The 16131-nt window shown below is 50.6% G+C and carries 5 protein-coding genes and 1 CRISPR repeat array; of the genes, 4 read left to right on the plus strand and 1 reads right to left on the minus strand.

All coding sequences use genetic code 11. The features are described from left to right. The first annotated feature begins 92 nt into the window (after positions 1–92). Positions 93–3154: direct repeats of the CRISPR family, unit length 33 nt; unit sequence GTCGCACCTCACTCGAGGTGCGTGGATTGAAAT. Between the two features lie 225 nt (positions 3155–3379). The 4 genes from C12CBH8_RS08575 to C12CBH8_RS08590 all read left to right on the plus strand — a co-directional run bounded on the left by C12CBH8_RS08575 (position 3380) and on the right by C12CBH8_RS08590 (position 14440). Continuing rightward, positions 3380–3808, plus strand: a complete 429-nt coding sequence (locus C12CBH8_RS08575) for a MarR family winged helix-turn-helix transcriptional regulator (protein WP_215533014.1) — start codon at positions 3380–3382, stop codon at positions 3806–3808. 20 nt (positions 3809–3828) lie between these two features. Further along, positions 3829–5586 (plus strand): ABC transporter ATP-binding protein, encoded by a 1758-nt coding sequence (locus C12CBH8_RS08580; protein WP_090264448.1) that lies wholly within the window; start codon positions 3829–3831, stop codon positions 5584–5586. Then, positions 5558–7396, plus strand: a complete 1839-nt coding sequence (locus C12CBH8_RS08585; RefSeq protein ID WP_215533015.1) for an ABC transporter ATP-binding protein — start codon at positions 5558–5560, stop codon at positions 7394–7396. The genes C12CBH8_RS08580 and C12CBH8_RS08585 overlap by 29 nt, the downstream gene beginning before the upstream one ends. 648 nt (positions 7397–8044) lie before the next feature. Further along, positions 8045–14440: a carbohydrate-binding protein gene (locus C12CBH8_RS08590; RefSeq protein WP_215533016.1), complete on the plus strand. Its 6396-nt coding sequence runs from the start codon at positions 8045–8047 to the stop codon at positions 14438–14440. 202 nt (positions 14441–14642) lie between these two features. On the opposite strand, the gene C12CBH8_RS08595 is transcribed toward C12CBH8_RS08590, so the two are convergent. Further along, positions 14643–16106: a 4Fe-4S dicluster domain-containing protein gene (locus C12CBH8_RS08595; protein WP_090264454.1), complete on the minus strand. Its 1464-nt coding sequence runs from the start codon at positions 16104–16106 to the stop codon at positions 14643–14645. Between the last annotated feature and the right edge of the window lie 25 nt (positions 16107–16131).

A 16131-nucleotide genomic window follows, 5' to 3' on the forward strand; every position in this document is an offset into this window, starting at 1 on the left:
GGAAATGTATACTCTTTTTATGTTGTTTTTCTTTTGTCTTAGGATTCTGTTTAAGTCTACAAGATCAGCAATTATTTTTGTCTGATTTTGCTGTCGCACCTCACTCGAGGTGCGTGGATTGAAATATTATCCTCCGGCCAAGAGGCATTGCCCTTGACCAGATGTCGCACCTCACTCGAGGTGCGTGGATTGAAATAGGTGGGTTCCCGTGCCAGCCACACAGCGTCATCGGGTCGCACCTCACTCGAGGTGCGTGGATTGAAATATGGGAATATGAGGGTACAGAGCTGGCAATCCATGCGTCGCACCTCACTCGAGGTGCGTGGATTGAAATGCAGCCAATACGTCCGCCACATGTCCGGCATCGTCAGGTCGCACCTCACTCGAGGTGCGTGGATTGAAATGCGCCGCGGACAAAAAAATTATCACTATGATAATCGTCGCACCTCACTCGAGGTGCGTGGATTGAAATTGTACCGTGCCTCGGGCCGCGCGAGGTGCGGCCCGAGGGTCGCACCTCACTCGAGGTGCGTGGATTGAAATGTGCATACATGTCAATGCCCCACATAAGTCATTGTTAAGTCGCACCTCACTCGAGGTGCGTGGATTGAAATAGGGTAACATTGAGTAACATTGCGCAACATTGAATGTCGCACCTCACTCGAGGTGCGTGGATTGAAATGCTTTCGGAAATAAGATTCCAATAGCTCAACTCTTTGTCGCACCTCACTCGAGGTGCGTGGATTGAAATTCTATCCTGAAGCGCCGCTATATCAGCATCGTAGGCGTCGCACCTCACTCGAGGTGCGTGGATTGAAATCAGACTTAATACCAGGGGATACGGTTTGTGCTTGTCGCACCTCACTCGAGGTGCGTGGATTGAAATCGTAATTGATCTGGAAACGGAAAGAAAACAATCTGTAGTCGCACCTCACTCGAGGTGCGTGGATTGAAATATACGCTGGAGGCGCTTGGCTATGACCCCTATGTGGTCGCACCTCACTCGAGGTGCGTGGATTGAAATTGGGTCTGTGATAATCAGGCGGAAGTGCTTATCAATGTGTCGCACCTCACTCGAGGTGCGTGGATTGAAATTTCTTTGCTGATGCCGTATGGATCGCTGCCTTGGGTCGCACCTCACTCGAGGTGCGTGGATTGAAATTGCCCCGGAGGGGGCGTATAAAACATCATATGAATGGGTCGCACCTCACTCGAGGTGCGTGGATTGAAATACGCCGGAGGCTATATATATTTCAGGAGCTTCGGGCGTCGCACCTCACTCGAGGTGCGTGGATTGAAATTGCCCCGGAGGGGGCGTATGAAACATCATATGAATGGGTCGCACCTCACTCGAGGTGCGTGGATTGAAATTGTATGACGATATCATTGCCGAGGCAGCCAAGCTAGTCGCACCTCACTCGAGGTGCGTGGATTGAAATCGCATGCCTGGAGCCAACAATGTGGTGGAGGGCTCGGTCGCACCTCACTCGAGGTGCGTGGATTGAAATAAGGTAGATGGTGAGAGCCGGTGTCTCATCCTCAGGTCGCACCTCACTCGAGGTGCGTGGATTGAAATACGATGCAACGCAAATGCAGAGGACTATGGAAAGGGTCGCACCTCACTCGAGGTGCGTGGATTGAAATTGAGATAATTTTCATCTAAGGTAGATCGTTCCGCTAACACGCGTCGCACCTCACTCGAGGTGCGTGGATTGAAATTGATCAATGAAAAAAGAAGGCAAAAAATGACAGGTCGCACCTCACTCGAGGTGCGTGGATTGAAATCCGGTCGATGTAGACCGGATTACACGCGAGCTGAAAGTCGCACCTCACTCGAGGTGCGTGGATTGAAATTTTGCCGAGGCCCTCAGTGTAACAGCTGGGGGCCAGTCGCACCTCACTCGAGGTGCGTGGATTGAAATGAGGATTGGAAATTATGTTAAGCGATGGGATGACGTCGCACCTCACTCGAGGTGCGTGGATTGAAATTCCTTCGCCACCTCCAAGATTTTCACCAATTTCGTCGCACCTCACTCGAGGTGCGTGGATTGAAATACCCTCGTTCGAACATATGTTCTGGAAAAAATGAGTCGCACCTCACTCGAGGTGCGTGGATTGAAATTGCGCGGTTGTGGCTAGGCCAGGGCACCTTGAAATTAGTCGCACCTCACTCGAGGTGCGTGGATTGAAATCATGCCTGATCCGCGGATTAGGCATAAAGAGTATCCGTCGCACCTCACTCGAGGTGCGTGGATTGAAATCTGCGTGATGACCTACGACTCAATCATGCACGCCGCCGGTCGCACCTCACTCGAGGTGCGTGGATTGAAATTGTATAATTAGGCCCAGCCACGCGATGGCTGGGGTCGCACCTCACTCGAGGTGCGTGGATTGAAATTCCGAACGTATGTTCGTAAAACGAATACAAAAGAGGGGTCGCACCTCACTCGAGGTGCGTGGATTGAAATATTCGTCCTCCGCCTGCATGGCGGGGAGAAAATATAGGGTCGCACCTCACTCGAGGTGCGTGGATTGAAATTCTTTCCGCAAGGCTATGGCGGCATTGGGTGTACGTCGCACCTCACTCGAGGTGCGTGGATTGAAATATTGTCAGCGGTAAAGGGTATGACATTGCCAGCGTCGCACCTCACTCGAGGTGCGTGGATTGAAATATCTGACTATCTGTGTCATATGTATCGTCTTCCACGAAAGTCGCACCTCACTCGAGGTGCGTGGATTGAAATGTCGAGTGCAGAAGACAAAAGGCAGTGCGATTACTGGTCGCACCTCACTCGAGGTGCGTGGATTGAAATGTACCGGCACAACTGCACTGTCAGTCCTTGTGTGTCGCACCTCACTCGAGGTGCGTGGATTGAAATATCATCTTCCACCAGCGGACAATCGTCAATCAGTACGTCGCACCTCACTCGAGGTGCGTGGATTGAAATGGAAGCTTACGGAAAAGCGATCCACGCATTGTTTGTCGCACCTCACTCGAGGTGCGTGGATTGAAATTACCAAATCCTATGCTATCATATGGGTGTACCGAGGTGTCGCACCTCACTCGAGGTGCGTGGATTGAAATGTACCGGAGCGTGGCCGCCGCGCGAGTGGCGGCCCTGTCGCACCTCACTCGAGGTGCGTGGGTTGAAATGTCAACTACTACATCATGAACACCAATGGTAACAGGAAGTCACACCTTTCTTGAGATGTGCGGTTTAAAATAATGTCGCAGCTTACTCAAGGTATAAGGGTGTCTTCTTTTCTAAAATCTATCCTTGATTTTTGGAATTTTTCTGTGCAAAAAAGATCTTGACATCTTTTTTTATCGCTTTATAATTGATATATCAATTGTTGATATATCATGAGGTGATATACTTTGGAAAATACTTTTCACATGTTGTTGTATCGAGCTTTTCACGCTCAACGCAATTATCTTCGTCCGTTTTTGGACGATATTGGCCTTGGTTCCGGTCAGCCAAAGCTCATCGCTTATCTGGCGGAAAAAGGCCCTTGTCATCAACGTCAGTTAGCCGACTATTTTGAAGTGGATCCTGCTGCTATCTGTCGGATGCTCGATTCTCTCGAAAAGGGTGGTTTTATTGTCCGTCAAGTGGATCTCTCCAATCGACGCGCCGGTTTAGTAGGCCTGACCGATAAAGGAATACTGGCCAATCAAATGTGGCAAAATCACTGCCGGGATATGGAGCAAGTTTTGTTGAACGGGTTCTCTTCTTTGGAAAAAGAGCAATTCGCCCAGTATCTCGCCCGTGCTTACCATAATTTCCATCAGCACAGGCAATCATAATCCTATAAGGAGGTGCTATGATGAACGATCTCAAACGATTGCTCCATTACTTGGGACCTTATCGCAAGGACATGATCTTAGGTGCACTTCTCGTATTCGCTGAGACACTCTTTGAACTGATTATCCCTATCCTTATGGCGGATATTATCGACGTCGGTGTAGCCAATCATGATATTCCCTTCATTCTCCAAAAGGGAATTCAAATGGGGATTTGCGCAATCTTATCTTTGCTTACCGGTCTGCTTTATGCTCGATACGCTGCCCGTGCCTCCTATGGATTTGGTTCCCGGATCCGGGAGGCTCAGTACGAGAAACTTCAGCATTATTCCTTCGCCAACTTGGATCATTTTGAAACTTCCTCGTTGGTCACCCGCATGACCACCGATGTCACCGTACTGCAAAATGCCATCAACGGTGGCTTCCGTCCGATGGCCCGTGGACCGGTTATGTTGATCCTGGGGGTGGGACTCTCCTTTTGGATGAACGCCAAACTAGCCATCGTTTTCTTAGTGTGCACTCCTATCCTTGCCTTGACGTTGTTCTTTATTGTGCGGAAAGTATCCCCTATGTATCACCGGCTGCAAAAAGCTATGGATCGTTTAAACGACGTCGTTCAGGAGGGCTTGACGGCTATCCGTGCAGTCAAAGCCTTTGTCCGCGGCGACTACGAGGAGGAAAAATTCAAAAGCGTCAACGACGATCTGATGCAAACCAGTCAACGCACCTTTCACTTCGCCGTATTAAACCTCCCGGCTTTCCAGTTTACCATGTATGCGGCTGCAGTACTTATTATGTGGTTCGGCGGGAATATGATCCTCCAAAGCCAGCTGCAGGTGGGAGATCTCACCGGCTTTTTAAGCTATGTGTTGCAGGTCATGAACGCTTTGATGATGATTTCCAGCGTGTTTTTACTCCTCACCCGGTCGCTTGCCAGCGCCAAGCGCATCGTGGAGGTTCTGGATGAAGAACCTACGTTATCTTCCCCAAAGGAATCTTTATCCCAAGTTCCAGATGGAAGCGTCCGATTTGAACACGTATCTTTCCGCTATTCCAAAGACGCCCAAGAGGATGCACTGTCGGACATCAGTCTGACCATCCCCTCTGGACAGACGGTCGGCATCTTAGGAGGTACCGGTTCCGCCAAAACCACTTTGGTCCAGTTGATCCCCCGCCTCTACGATGCCACAGAGGGAAGTGTACTGGTCGGCGGGAATGATGTACGTAAATACGATGTGGAGGCCCTGCGGGATGCCGTCGGAATTGTTCTCCAAAAAAACGTACTATTTTCCGGCACTGTGCGCGAAAACCTCCTATGGGGCAATGAGAGCGCCGATGACGAAACCCTTTGGGAAGCATGCCGCGCCGCTTGTGCCGATGAATTCCTCAAACGCATGCCCAAGGGTCTGGATACCGATCTGGGACAAGGAGGAGTCAATGTTTCCGGCGGGCAAAAACAGAGGTTGTGCATCGCAAGGACCCTTCTCAAGCATCCCAAGATCCTTATCTTCGACGACTCCACCAGCGCCGTAGACACCGCTACCGAAGGCCGGATCCGCGCCTCCTTGGCCCAGATGAAAGACATGACCAAAATTATCATCGCCCAGCGCGTCACTTCGGTTATGGATACCGATCAAATCATCATTTTAGACGATGGCAAAATCCACGCCATCGGCACGCATCACGACCTGCTGGATCACGATCCCATTTATCAGGAAATTTATGCGTCCCAGATGAAAGGAGGGGATCCTCATGGCGCAGAACAATGCAAAACGTCCTAAGAATCTGGGTTCTACCATCGGTTCTTTGCTCTCCTACATGGGAAGGCACAAGCTTCTCCTTCTAGTGGTCGCCGTCTTGGTCACCGTCAGCGCCTTGGCCAATCTGCTGGGTACCTATATGATCCGCCCGGTGGTCAACAATCTGGCGGATGGCAGTCTCCAAACGCTGGCCATCGGCGTTCTGGTCACCGCCGCGATCTATGGCATCGGCGTTCTGGCGGCCTACGGCTACACCCAGACCATGGTCAAAGCCGCTCAAAAAGTTCTGTTCGACATCCGCAGGGATCTGTTTTCCCATCTTCAGACCCTCCCTCTCCGCTTTTTCGATACCCAACGTCACGGCGACATTATGAGCTATTTTACCAACGATGTGGATACCATCTCCGAGGCCCTCAACAACAGCTTCACCATGGTCATCCAGAGCTTCATCCAGATTGTTGGCACCTTTGTCCTTCTGTTTGTCCTCAACTGGAGGCTCTCCTTGGTGGCGGTGGTGTGCTACGGCGCCATGTTCTTCTACATCCGTTACAGCGGTAAGCGTAGCAAACAATATTTTACCCGTCAACAGGTCATCCTAGGCGATTTGGACGGCTATGTAGAAGAAATGATCGGCGGTCAAAAGGTGGTCAAAGTCTTTAACCACGAGGAGGAAAATCTCAAAACCTTCCGGGAGAAAAATGAAAAACTCCGCAAAGCCGGTACCAGTGCCCAGACGTACGCCGCCACGATGATCCCGGCCATTGTCAGCATCTCCTACATCAATTACGCTATTGTAGCCGTGCTGGGCGGCATCATGGCGATGAACGGTCAAACCGATGTGGGCAGTCTGGCAAGCTACCTGGTGTTTGTCCGCCAGGCCGCCATGCCTCTCAACCAGTTCACGCAACAGAGCAACTTTCTCCTAGCCGCGTTGGCCGGCGCTGAACGCATCTTTGACGCTATGAAACAGCAGCCGGAAGTGGACGAAGGTACCATCGATTTGGTCAATGTCCGGGACCAGGACGGTAAACTGACGGCCTGCAACGAAAAAACCGGGCGTTGGGCTTGGTCGGAAACAGGAAAGCAACTGGTCCCTCTCAAGGGAGACGTCCGGTTTGAACACGTCACCTTCAGCTACGACGGGAAGCATCCCATTTTAAAGGACATCAGCCTCTACGCCAAACCCGGCCAGAAAATCGCCTTTGTGGGTTCTACCGGCGCAGGAAAAACCACCATCACCAATCTCATCAACCGGTTTTACGACGTACAGGAAGGACGTCTGCTTTACGATGGGATCGACGTGCGCAGCATCCGCAAAGACGCCCTGCGCCGTTCCCTCGGGATGGTTCTACAGGATACCCATCTCTTTACCGGCACCATTGCCGACAACATCCGCTTTGGTAAACTGGACGCCACACAGGATGAAATTATCCATGCCGCTAAAATCGCCAATGCCCACTCCTTTATCCGCCGTCTTCCCCAGGGGTATGACACAGTCCTGACCTCCGACGGCGCCAATCTATCCCAAGGCCAGCGGCAGCTTTTGGCCATCGCACGGGCGGCTGTGGCCGATCCCCCCGTCCTCATCCTGGACGAAGCCACCTCCAGCATCGATACGCGCACGGAAGCTTTGATCGAAAAAGGAATGGACCGTTTGATGGAGGGGCGCACGGTGTTTGTCATTGCCCACCGTCTCTCCACCGTCCGCAACGCCGACGCTATCTTGGTACTGGAACACGGTCAGATTGTGGAACGGGGATGTCACGAAGAACTTCTCGCCCAGAAAGGCGAATACTATCAGCTTTACAACGGTATGTTTGAATTGTCATAGTGCATCTTGCCGAAAAATAATGCAGGCGTCTTCTTTTAACGAATTTATATACTTTCGCCTTTATGAATAAAACAACTGGAAACGATGCTTATTCTCTACAAAACAAGGAGGTTAAGCATCGTTTTTTTGTATTGGTGATGTGTAAAAATCTATATTTTAGTCCTTAACGGTATATTTTTTCAGGGAATTTTCATTTTTTAGGATCATATCACTTCAATCTTTGTTCATTTTCTTCTTTTATGCATATTTGTTACAATTGCCCCTCGTTACGATAAATACAAATTATATGTTTTATTGTTATGTATTTCAATAAAATTGTATATTTTATTCGCTTAATAAAGTATTTCCCGTAAAATCTAAAAAAAATACAGTTTGAAAAACTCGATTTTTGTAGTAAAATTATCTTGTCGCTGGTAGAAAAACGCCTAATAATCGCTCACGAAAAAGAGCGTGTTTATGGAGAATCAACAACTGATTCTTTGTGTTTTTTCTTCACAAGGCTCTTTGTTCTACCGATTCTGTTGACTGAATTTTAGGAAGGAGGAAGATGCCCCGCTCTGTTTCGAACAAATCCGTCTGTTTTTTTGTAGAACAACTGTTGGAAGGATGTCAAATCTTATTATCTTTTTTTAGGAAGGAGAATCCCATTTGAAGAAGGCTCGCAAAGCTCTTGCTTTCATCATGGCCGCTGCAATGTGTGTTGGAACCATGGCTCCTGCTGTTTCCGCCAATGAACCCGACACCACTCCGGCTGATCAAGGATCATCCGCCCCTTATGCGGGCGAAGATAGGATGTACGCTATCGCCACCTCCCACTTGGATACCGTTTGGGTGTGGGATCTGGAAACTACGATTAAACAGTATATCCCCGACACATTAGAGGATAACTTCTCTTTATTTGAGCGTTACCCGGATTACGTCTTCAACTTTGAAGGCGCTTACCGTTATCAATTGATGGAGGAGTATTATCCGGAAGAATTTGAAACCCTGAAGAAGTACATGGATTCCGGCAACTGGAATTTCTCCGGTTCCGGCCTGGAAAACGGCGATGTGAATACCCCTTCTCCAGAGGCCCTCTTCCGTAACTTCCTCTACGGCAACAACTATATTGAGGAAAAATTCGGTGCGGAACAACGTTCTCGTGATGTTTATCTGCCCGACTGTTTCGGTTTTGGATATGCCCTTCCGTCCATCGCAGCACACTCCAATCTTTTGGGCTTCACAACTCAGAAGCTTACTTGGGGCAATTCCTTTGAAAACGGCGCCCTGCCTTTTGACATCGGCACCTGGACCGGCGTAGATGGTTCCACTATCATCGCCAATATCAATCCTGGCAACTATGTATCCACTGCCTCCACCATCCGCAACGACAGCGGTATGATCAACAAGCTCAATAAGAGCAAGTTCTACGGATACAATGCCTCTGCCCGTCTCTTTGGTATGGGCGATATGGGCGGCGGTTCCAGCGCCAGTACGGTTGAGACCGTCCTCAATGAGCAGGCTATGAATGATACGGAAACGATTAAGGTCATCAATGCCACCACCGATCAGCTCTTCTTGGAGATGACAGAAGAAGAAAAGGCCAGTCTCCCCAACTATAACGATGAAATGGTCATGCAGGAGCACGGTACCGGTACCTATACATCCCGTGTGATTTCCAAGCGTTGGAACCGTCAAAACGAATTGATGGCAGATAACGCTGAGCGTTCCCTGGTTACCTCCTCCTGGCTGGGAGCCACCGAGTATCCCCAGGAGAAATTGACCAAGGCTTGGACCAACGTCATTGCCCATCAGTTCCACGACGATATCACCGGCACCAGCATCGATACTGCTTATACCCGTTCTTGGAACGAGTATATGGTCGATTTGAAACAATTTGCCGCAGAATATGAGAACGGTGTGGACGGCGTTGCTTCCGAAATGGATACCTCTGTGGAATCCGGTGTGCCGCTGGTGGTCAATAACCCCGTCGCCGCCGACCGCAACGATCTGGTGGAAGCCACCGTCACCATGCCGGAGGATTGCGCTTCTGTCCGCGTCTATGACGCCGACGGCAACGAAGTCGCATCCCAGGTCCTGGTCAAGGACGGCAATCAGTTTGACATTGTCTTTATGGCTAATGTCGGTTCCATGGGCTACCGCACTTACAACGTCCGCCCCGCAGCCACTGCCTGCGATATGGAATCCAACCTGTCGGTCAGTGAAAACAAGCTCTCCAATGAAAAATACGACGTCACCATCGACGAAAACGGTGATATCTCCAGCATCTTTGATAAAGAGCTGGACAAAGAACTACTCGCTGAACCCATCCGGTTGGCCCTCTTCGACGACACCGAAACCGGTTGGCCTTCGTGGGAACTCAGCATGGGCGACTACTGGAACAAAGAACGCCGTGAATCGGTCAAAGACGAGGCTATGGATATCTCGGTTGTAGAAGACGGTCCAGCCCGTGTGGCCATCCGAGTGGTCCGTCAGCACGGTTCTTCCACTTACGACCAGGTTATCAGCCTGACATCCGGCGGCCAGATCGTGGCTGTGGACAACGTTGTGGACTGGGATGAACGCGCTACCTTGCTGAAAGCCGAGTTCAACCTTACTTCCAGCAATCCCACCGCTACTTACGACTTAGGCTTGGGCGCCATCGAGCGCGGCAACAATACGGATCGTAAGGCCGAAGTACCGCTGCAGAAATGGGCCGACTTGTCTGCCACTGACGACAGCTACGGCGTATCCATCCTCAACGACTGCAAATACGGTATGGATAAATACGACGACGATACTCTGCGTCTCACCCTCATCCATACTCCTAAGGGTGACTATACCCATCACACTAACCATCGGATCGCCAGCGAAGCTACCCAGGATGTCGGTGAAAACCGGTTTGGATTCGCTATCTATGGCCATGAAGGAAACTTCGGTTCCGGCACTCAGATCGAAGCGGAAGCCTTCAACCAGCCGATGAAAGCTTTCCAGACGGTTTCCCATCAGGGTTCCCTGGGCGACGACTACTCCTTCGGTTCCATCAGCAATGAAAACGTCCTGGTACGTGCTGTGAAGAAGGCTGAGAAGAGCGATGAGATCGTCATCCGTGTCAACGAAGGCACCGGCAAAGCCGCTTCCAACGTAGAAGTTTCCCTGGGTGAAGGCATTGAAAGCGCCCGTGAGATCTATGCTTCGGAAGAGGAGATCGGTCCGGCCACAGTCAAGGACGGCAAACTGGTATTTGACATCGGCGCTTACGGCGTCAAGAGTTTCGCCGTTACCCTGAAGGAGCCCACTGAGAAAGCTGACGCCCGTCAGATGACACCGGTGGATCTGCCTTACAACATCGACGCTTACTCCAGTAATGACAACAAGATGGATGGTTCCATCAACGCCCTCAACGAAACCTATCCCTCTGAACTGGTGCCTGATTCTGTTCTGAGCAGCGGCATCACCTATCAGATGGGCAGCAAAGAGGACGGACAGAACAATGCCGTAGCCGCCAAAGGCCAGACCATCACCCTGCCGGAAGGCTACAACACACTGCATCTGTTGGCCGCTTCCACCCAGGGCGATAAGGACGTCACCTTCCGCGTAGGCGACAAGGATGTCACCCTCAACATCGGCGATTACAAAGAGAATATCGCCGCTTGGGACCAATATTCCTTGGGCATCACCGGCTACGTAAAAGAGCAGGATCCCGCTTTGTGGGCCACCCATCGCCACACCAATGGTGATGATAACATCGCTGCTTCTACCTACATGTTCGCTTATGACTTAGATATCTCCGGCGCATCCACCATCACCCTGCCGGATGACGACAGCATCATCATCTTTGCCGCCACTGCAGAAAATGATGCGGCTAAGACAGAAGCTGTCAGCGAACTGTACGACCATCGCGAACGTACCGATGAGACCACCGGCGCTTTCACCGGCTATTCCAGCTTTGAAGACGGCGATCCGGAAGCTCTGACCAACGTGCTTAACAATCAGAATAACACCTCTAACGTCACCAGCGGCGTCACTGATGAGGACGCTTATACGGGTACTCATTCCTTTAAGCTGTCTGGTAACGACAACAATGACAGCAGTTCCTTCACCTACATGAAGATGTACACCAACAACATTGAGATTCTTCCTGGCACCATTCTCACCTATAAGTTTAAGCCCTTGAATGAAAATGGCCGCTATATCAATGTTGACATGCAGTTTGGTAACGGATTGCCCCTGCGCGATTCAGGCGCTTATGATACCGATGGAACCCGGATGCATCCGGCGACTGCCCGTGGTACTGTGGGCGAATGGACTACTATCACCTGTAATCTGTATGAATATGCCAGAGGACGTTCGCTCAACAACATTCTCTTTGCCTACGATCAGGGCGGCAACACCGGTGAATTCGCCGCTTTGGTGGATGATATCTTCATCGGCATCCCCACTGGACGTCAGGGATTGGAATACACCCTCTCTTCGGTTAAATCCATTGATCCCGACACCTATGCAGCCGACACTTGGGCTGAGATCCAGAAACTGGTTGATCTCGCCGACAAGTTGCTCACTGACGAAGATGCTTATGAAGGCGATATCGATTATGTAGCTGAAGAATTGGCCGCTTTGATGGATGAAACACATCCCATGTACGATGGTTTCGCCGGCGTTACTGCCGACCAGTGGGATGAACTCTCTGTCAACGACCAAGGTCCCTATGTGGAAGGCGGACATACCAACCGCACCAATGAAGGCCACTTTGTTACCTTTAATGACGTAACTTTCGGCGACAAGACTGCTACTGCTATCGAAGTAGAATACAGCGGTTCCAGCACTGGAAGAAATGATTATCTGGAAATCCGCGAAGGCGGCAGAGGCGGCGAACTTCTTGCCACTGTCCCAGTTCCCGCTACCGGCTCCTTCGACAACTATCAAACAGTCCTGGCCGGCCTGGATGTCGATCTCACTGGCGTACACGATATCTGCATCGACTTCCGTTGCAGGCGCAACGTCAAGTCCATCCGCTTCGTGGAAACTGTGGATAAGACGAACCTGGATGCCGCTATTGCTGAAGCTGAAGAAATAGATCGTTCCTCAGCGACGGAAGATTCTTTGGCTGTCCTGGATGAAAAACTGGCTGTTGCCAAAGCTGTCTCAGCCAACAGCGAAGCTACTTCCAGCGAGATTATCACTGCTACCAACGACCTCAAGGAAGCTATCAGCGGCCTTATCTACTACAAATCAGCCTATGAACGCTTGGAAGCTGAAGAATGCGATACCTTCACCCAGGAGGGCGACGGGATTAAGTTCGAAGGCGAGCACATCGGCGGTATCACCAACGGCGACTGGGTTGCTTACGATGCTGTCCAGTTCGGCGACGGCGCTGGTAAAGTAGAAGTCTGCTATGCTGGCAAGAATTCGGCTGCCGATTCTCGTATCGAAGTTCGCGCCGATTCCCCTGACGGTAAACTGTTGAGTACCATCTCGATCCCCAAAACAGGATCCGACTGGAACAACTATGTTGTTGCCACTGCCGATCTCTCGTACATCCCGGTGGATACTCAGAAGATCTATTTTGTGATCCGGAGTAGTTCCAGCGATATCTGCAACATCGACTACTTTGGCTTTACCCCCTTGTCTGATAAAACCGCTTTAAACAACGCTATCACCAAGGCCCAGGCAATCGATCTCTCCGGCTATGATGAGGTCTCTGCCGCCCAGGTTTCTGCCGCTCTGGTCGCTGCTTTGGCCGTACAAGCCGATGATGCAGCCGCTATGAAGGATGTGGCTTTGGCCAACAATAACCTCCTGGATGCCATTGACAGCCTGGAGATCGTCCGTTCGGCTTATGATCAAATTGAAGCTGAAACCTATGAGCTCGACAGTGGTATTGTCAACGATGGTCCTAACATCGGCGGCGTCAACCCCGGCGATTGGGTAGGCTACAAGCACGTCGACTTCGGCGATGTGGGCGCTGATTCCTTTACCATGTACTTCTCCGCTGAAGATGGCGGAAGCGGTTCCCGTAAAGTGGATCTGTGGATCGATGGCTATTCCCCCTCTACCGGCACAAAGATCGGTACTGTTACTGTAAATCAGACTGGTACTTGGGCCGATTATGTAGAGGTTACTGTGGATCTCAATCAGACCGTTACCGGTATCCACAGCTTCTACATGACCTTCATGTCCGACTATACCCATGTTGTTAACATCGACTGGTTCAAGTTCGGCCAGGCCGAACCTGCTGATACTCCCACCGAGGAAAACATCCAGGCTCTGAAGGATATCCTGGCGGAAGCCGATGCTCTTAATGCTGACGACTACACTGCTGATTCCTTCGCCGCCGTCACTTCCGCTGTGGAAGCCGGTAAGGCCCTGCAGGCAAATCCCGACGCTACCAACACCCAGTATGTCGAGGCTATCAATGCCATCCGTACCGCTATCGACAGCTTGGTTCCTGTCGTGGTAGGCGACGATGCTGTCCATTCCGCTTCTTCTGACAAGAATGCTTACGGCCTCAATGAGACCATCACTCTGACAATCCGTACCGACAGTGATGTCAACCGCATCGCTCTGACCAACGAGAATGGACGTTACTTGGGTATTTCCAAGTTGAGTTCTTCCTTCGATGGCCAATCGGATGAGAAGATCTGGACAGTTCAGACTTCCTTGGGAACTTTGGGCAAGGGACGTACCTTCTCCATCATGACTTCCAAACCAGGTAGTTCTTTAGAGAAGTCCGATGTGAGCGTCAGTGTTGATATCGTCGCTCCTGAGACCAATGCCCATGTTCTCTCTGTGGCCAGTGCAGCTCAAGCCAAGGTCAATGAGGAATTTGTGGTAGAAGTTGAAACCACTCTGGATGTCGAGGCTCTGTCTATCGTCAATGAGAGAGGCAAAGCAATCACTCAGCTGGATAGCCAGTGCACCGTCAATGGCGACGTCAAAACCTGGAAGATCACCATCTCGGTTGGATCTACCGGTTACCGCATCTTCGAGATTAAGGCAAAAGACGCTTATGGCCTGTATACAGAAGATGACAACATGACTTTACCCATCACCATTACCAAATAACCTCGATTCTATTGAATCAAATCTGCCCCCTAGCTTTCCGCTAGGGGGCAGATTTTTTATTGGGAATCTAATTTATTCTCATCCTTTTAAATGCCTTAAAACCCATAATATTTTTCACTGCAACCCCTTTTTCACAAAGACAGCAAAAAAGCCGTCTTGCCCGAAGGAATCGAACAAGACGGCTTTTTACTGCTATTCTCGATTAATGCTGATGAAGATGCAGCTGATCCAACTTTTTCTCTTTGTTGGTTGCAATGATATTATGATTATTGTTATCGGCAAACTTATCAAAACCGCGGCGGACTTCCGCAGGTTCCTTGATGGATGCCGGACCTGCGATACAGCCACCCACACAACCCATGCCTTCGATGAAATCCTCACTGAGACGGCCTGCTTTCAGCAGACGTAAGGTCTTCATGCATTCCTGGACGCCGTTACAGCGAACCACATTGAGTTCCGGTGTCTCACCCAGCTCATCGATGGCCCGAAGTACAGCGGCTGCCACGCCTCCGGATTTTGCAAATCCTTTTCCATAGCTGGTGGCATCCTCTTCCGCGGAAATCTCCATCTGAGCGGGATTGATCTGCTTGGTCTGGAACATGGCCAGCAGTTCCTCAAAAGTCAGGACATATTGGATCTGGTCGATGTAGTGGCTGAGTACATCGGATTTCTTGGTGATGCACGGGCCGATAAATACAACGATACCTTCTGGATCCAGTGACTTGACGTACTGGGCGGCAGCCACCATAGGCGGAACGGTAGTCGACACATAGGGTTTAAGATCCGGGAAATGCTGTTCGATGAGGTTGACAAACGAGGGACAGCAGGAAGAGGTCATCTTTTCGCCCTTCTCGTAGCGTTCCAGAAGCTCCTGGGACTCGTTGTAAGCCACAGCGTCGGCACCCAAGGCCACTTCATATACATCGTCAAAACCCAGCAGTTTGGTAGCGGCCATAATTTTGCCCAGAGAAATATCCTGGCCAAACTGGCCTTCCACCGCCGGGGCTATGATGGCGTATACCCGGACGCTGGGATCCAGAATTTCCTTGATGACATTGGCCACCATGGAAAGATCGGAGATGGCTCCAAAGGGGCATCCTACCACGCAGGCTCCGCAGTTGATGCACTTTTTCTTGTCGATGATGGCGATGTCGTTGTCATCGATGGAAATGGCATTGACCGGGCACGCACGCTTGCAAGGACGTTCCATATCCACAATGGCGTGATAAGGACATGCCTCATAGCACTTGCCGCATTTTTTGCACTTTTTCGGATCGATAACTGCACCTTTGGGCGTCTTATAAATAGCGCCAAAACGGCAGGCTTTAATACATTTCTGAGCCAGGCAGGACTGACAGTTGTCGGTCACCGTATACCGGGCGATGGGACAGCCCTCACAGGCGCAGGGAATCACATGCACAACTTGGGAAGGGTCCAGATCGGTGTACACCGAGTCAGCCGGCAGTTTACCCATGGCCAGCCGGACACGCTGACGGATAATTTCCCTCTCACGGTACACGCAGCAACGGAACCGGGGGGTAATTCCCTTGATGATCTCAAAGGGAATCTGGTCGACATGTTCTTCCAGCGTCCCCTCATACGCGTATTCGCACACCTTTTTCAACACTTCATTTTTAATTTGAATGATATCTGTGATCTCGTCCACGAGGATCCCTCCTAAGTTACGATAA

This window comes from Solibaculum mannosilyticum (genome assembly GCF_015140235.1).
Lineage (GTDB): Bacteria > Bacillota > Clostridia > Oscillospirales > Acutalibacteraceae > Solibaculum > Solibaculum mannosilyticum.

Excerpts from the sequence above, each read along its gene's own strand:
- C12CBH8_RS08580 (WP_090264448.1), top strand. The coding sequence starts at position 3,829 with ATGAACGATCTCAAACGATTGCTCCATTACTTGGGACCTTATCGCAAG.
- C12CBH8_RS08585 (WP_215533015.1), top strand. The coding sequence starts at position 5,558 with ATGGCGCAGAACAATGCAAAACGTCCTAAGAATCTGGGTTCTACCATC.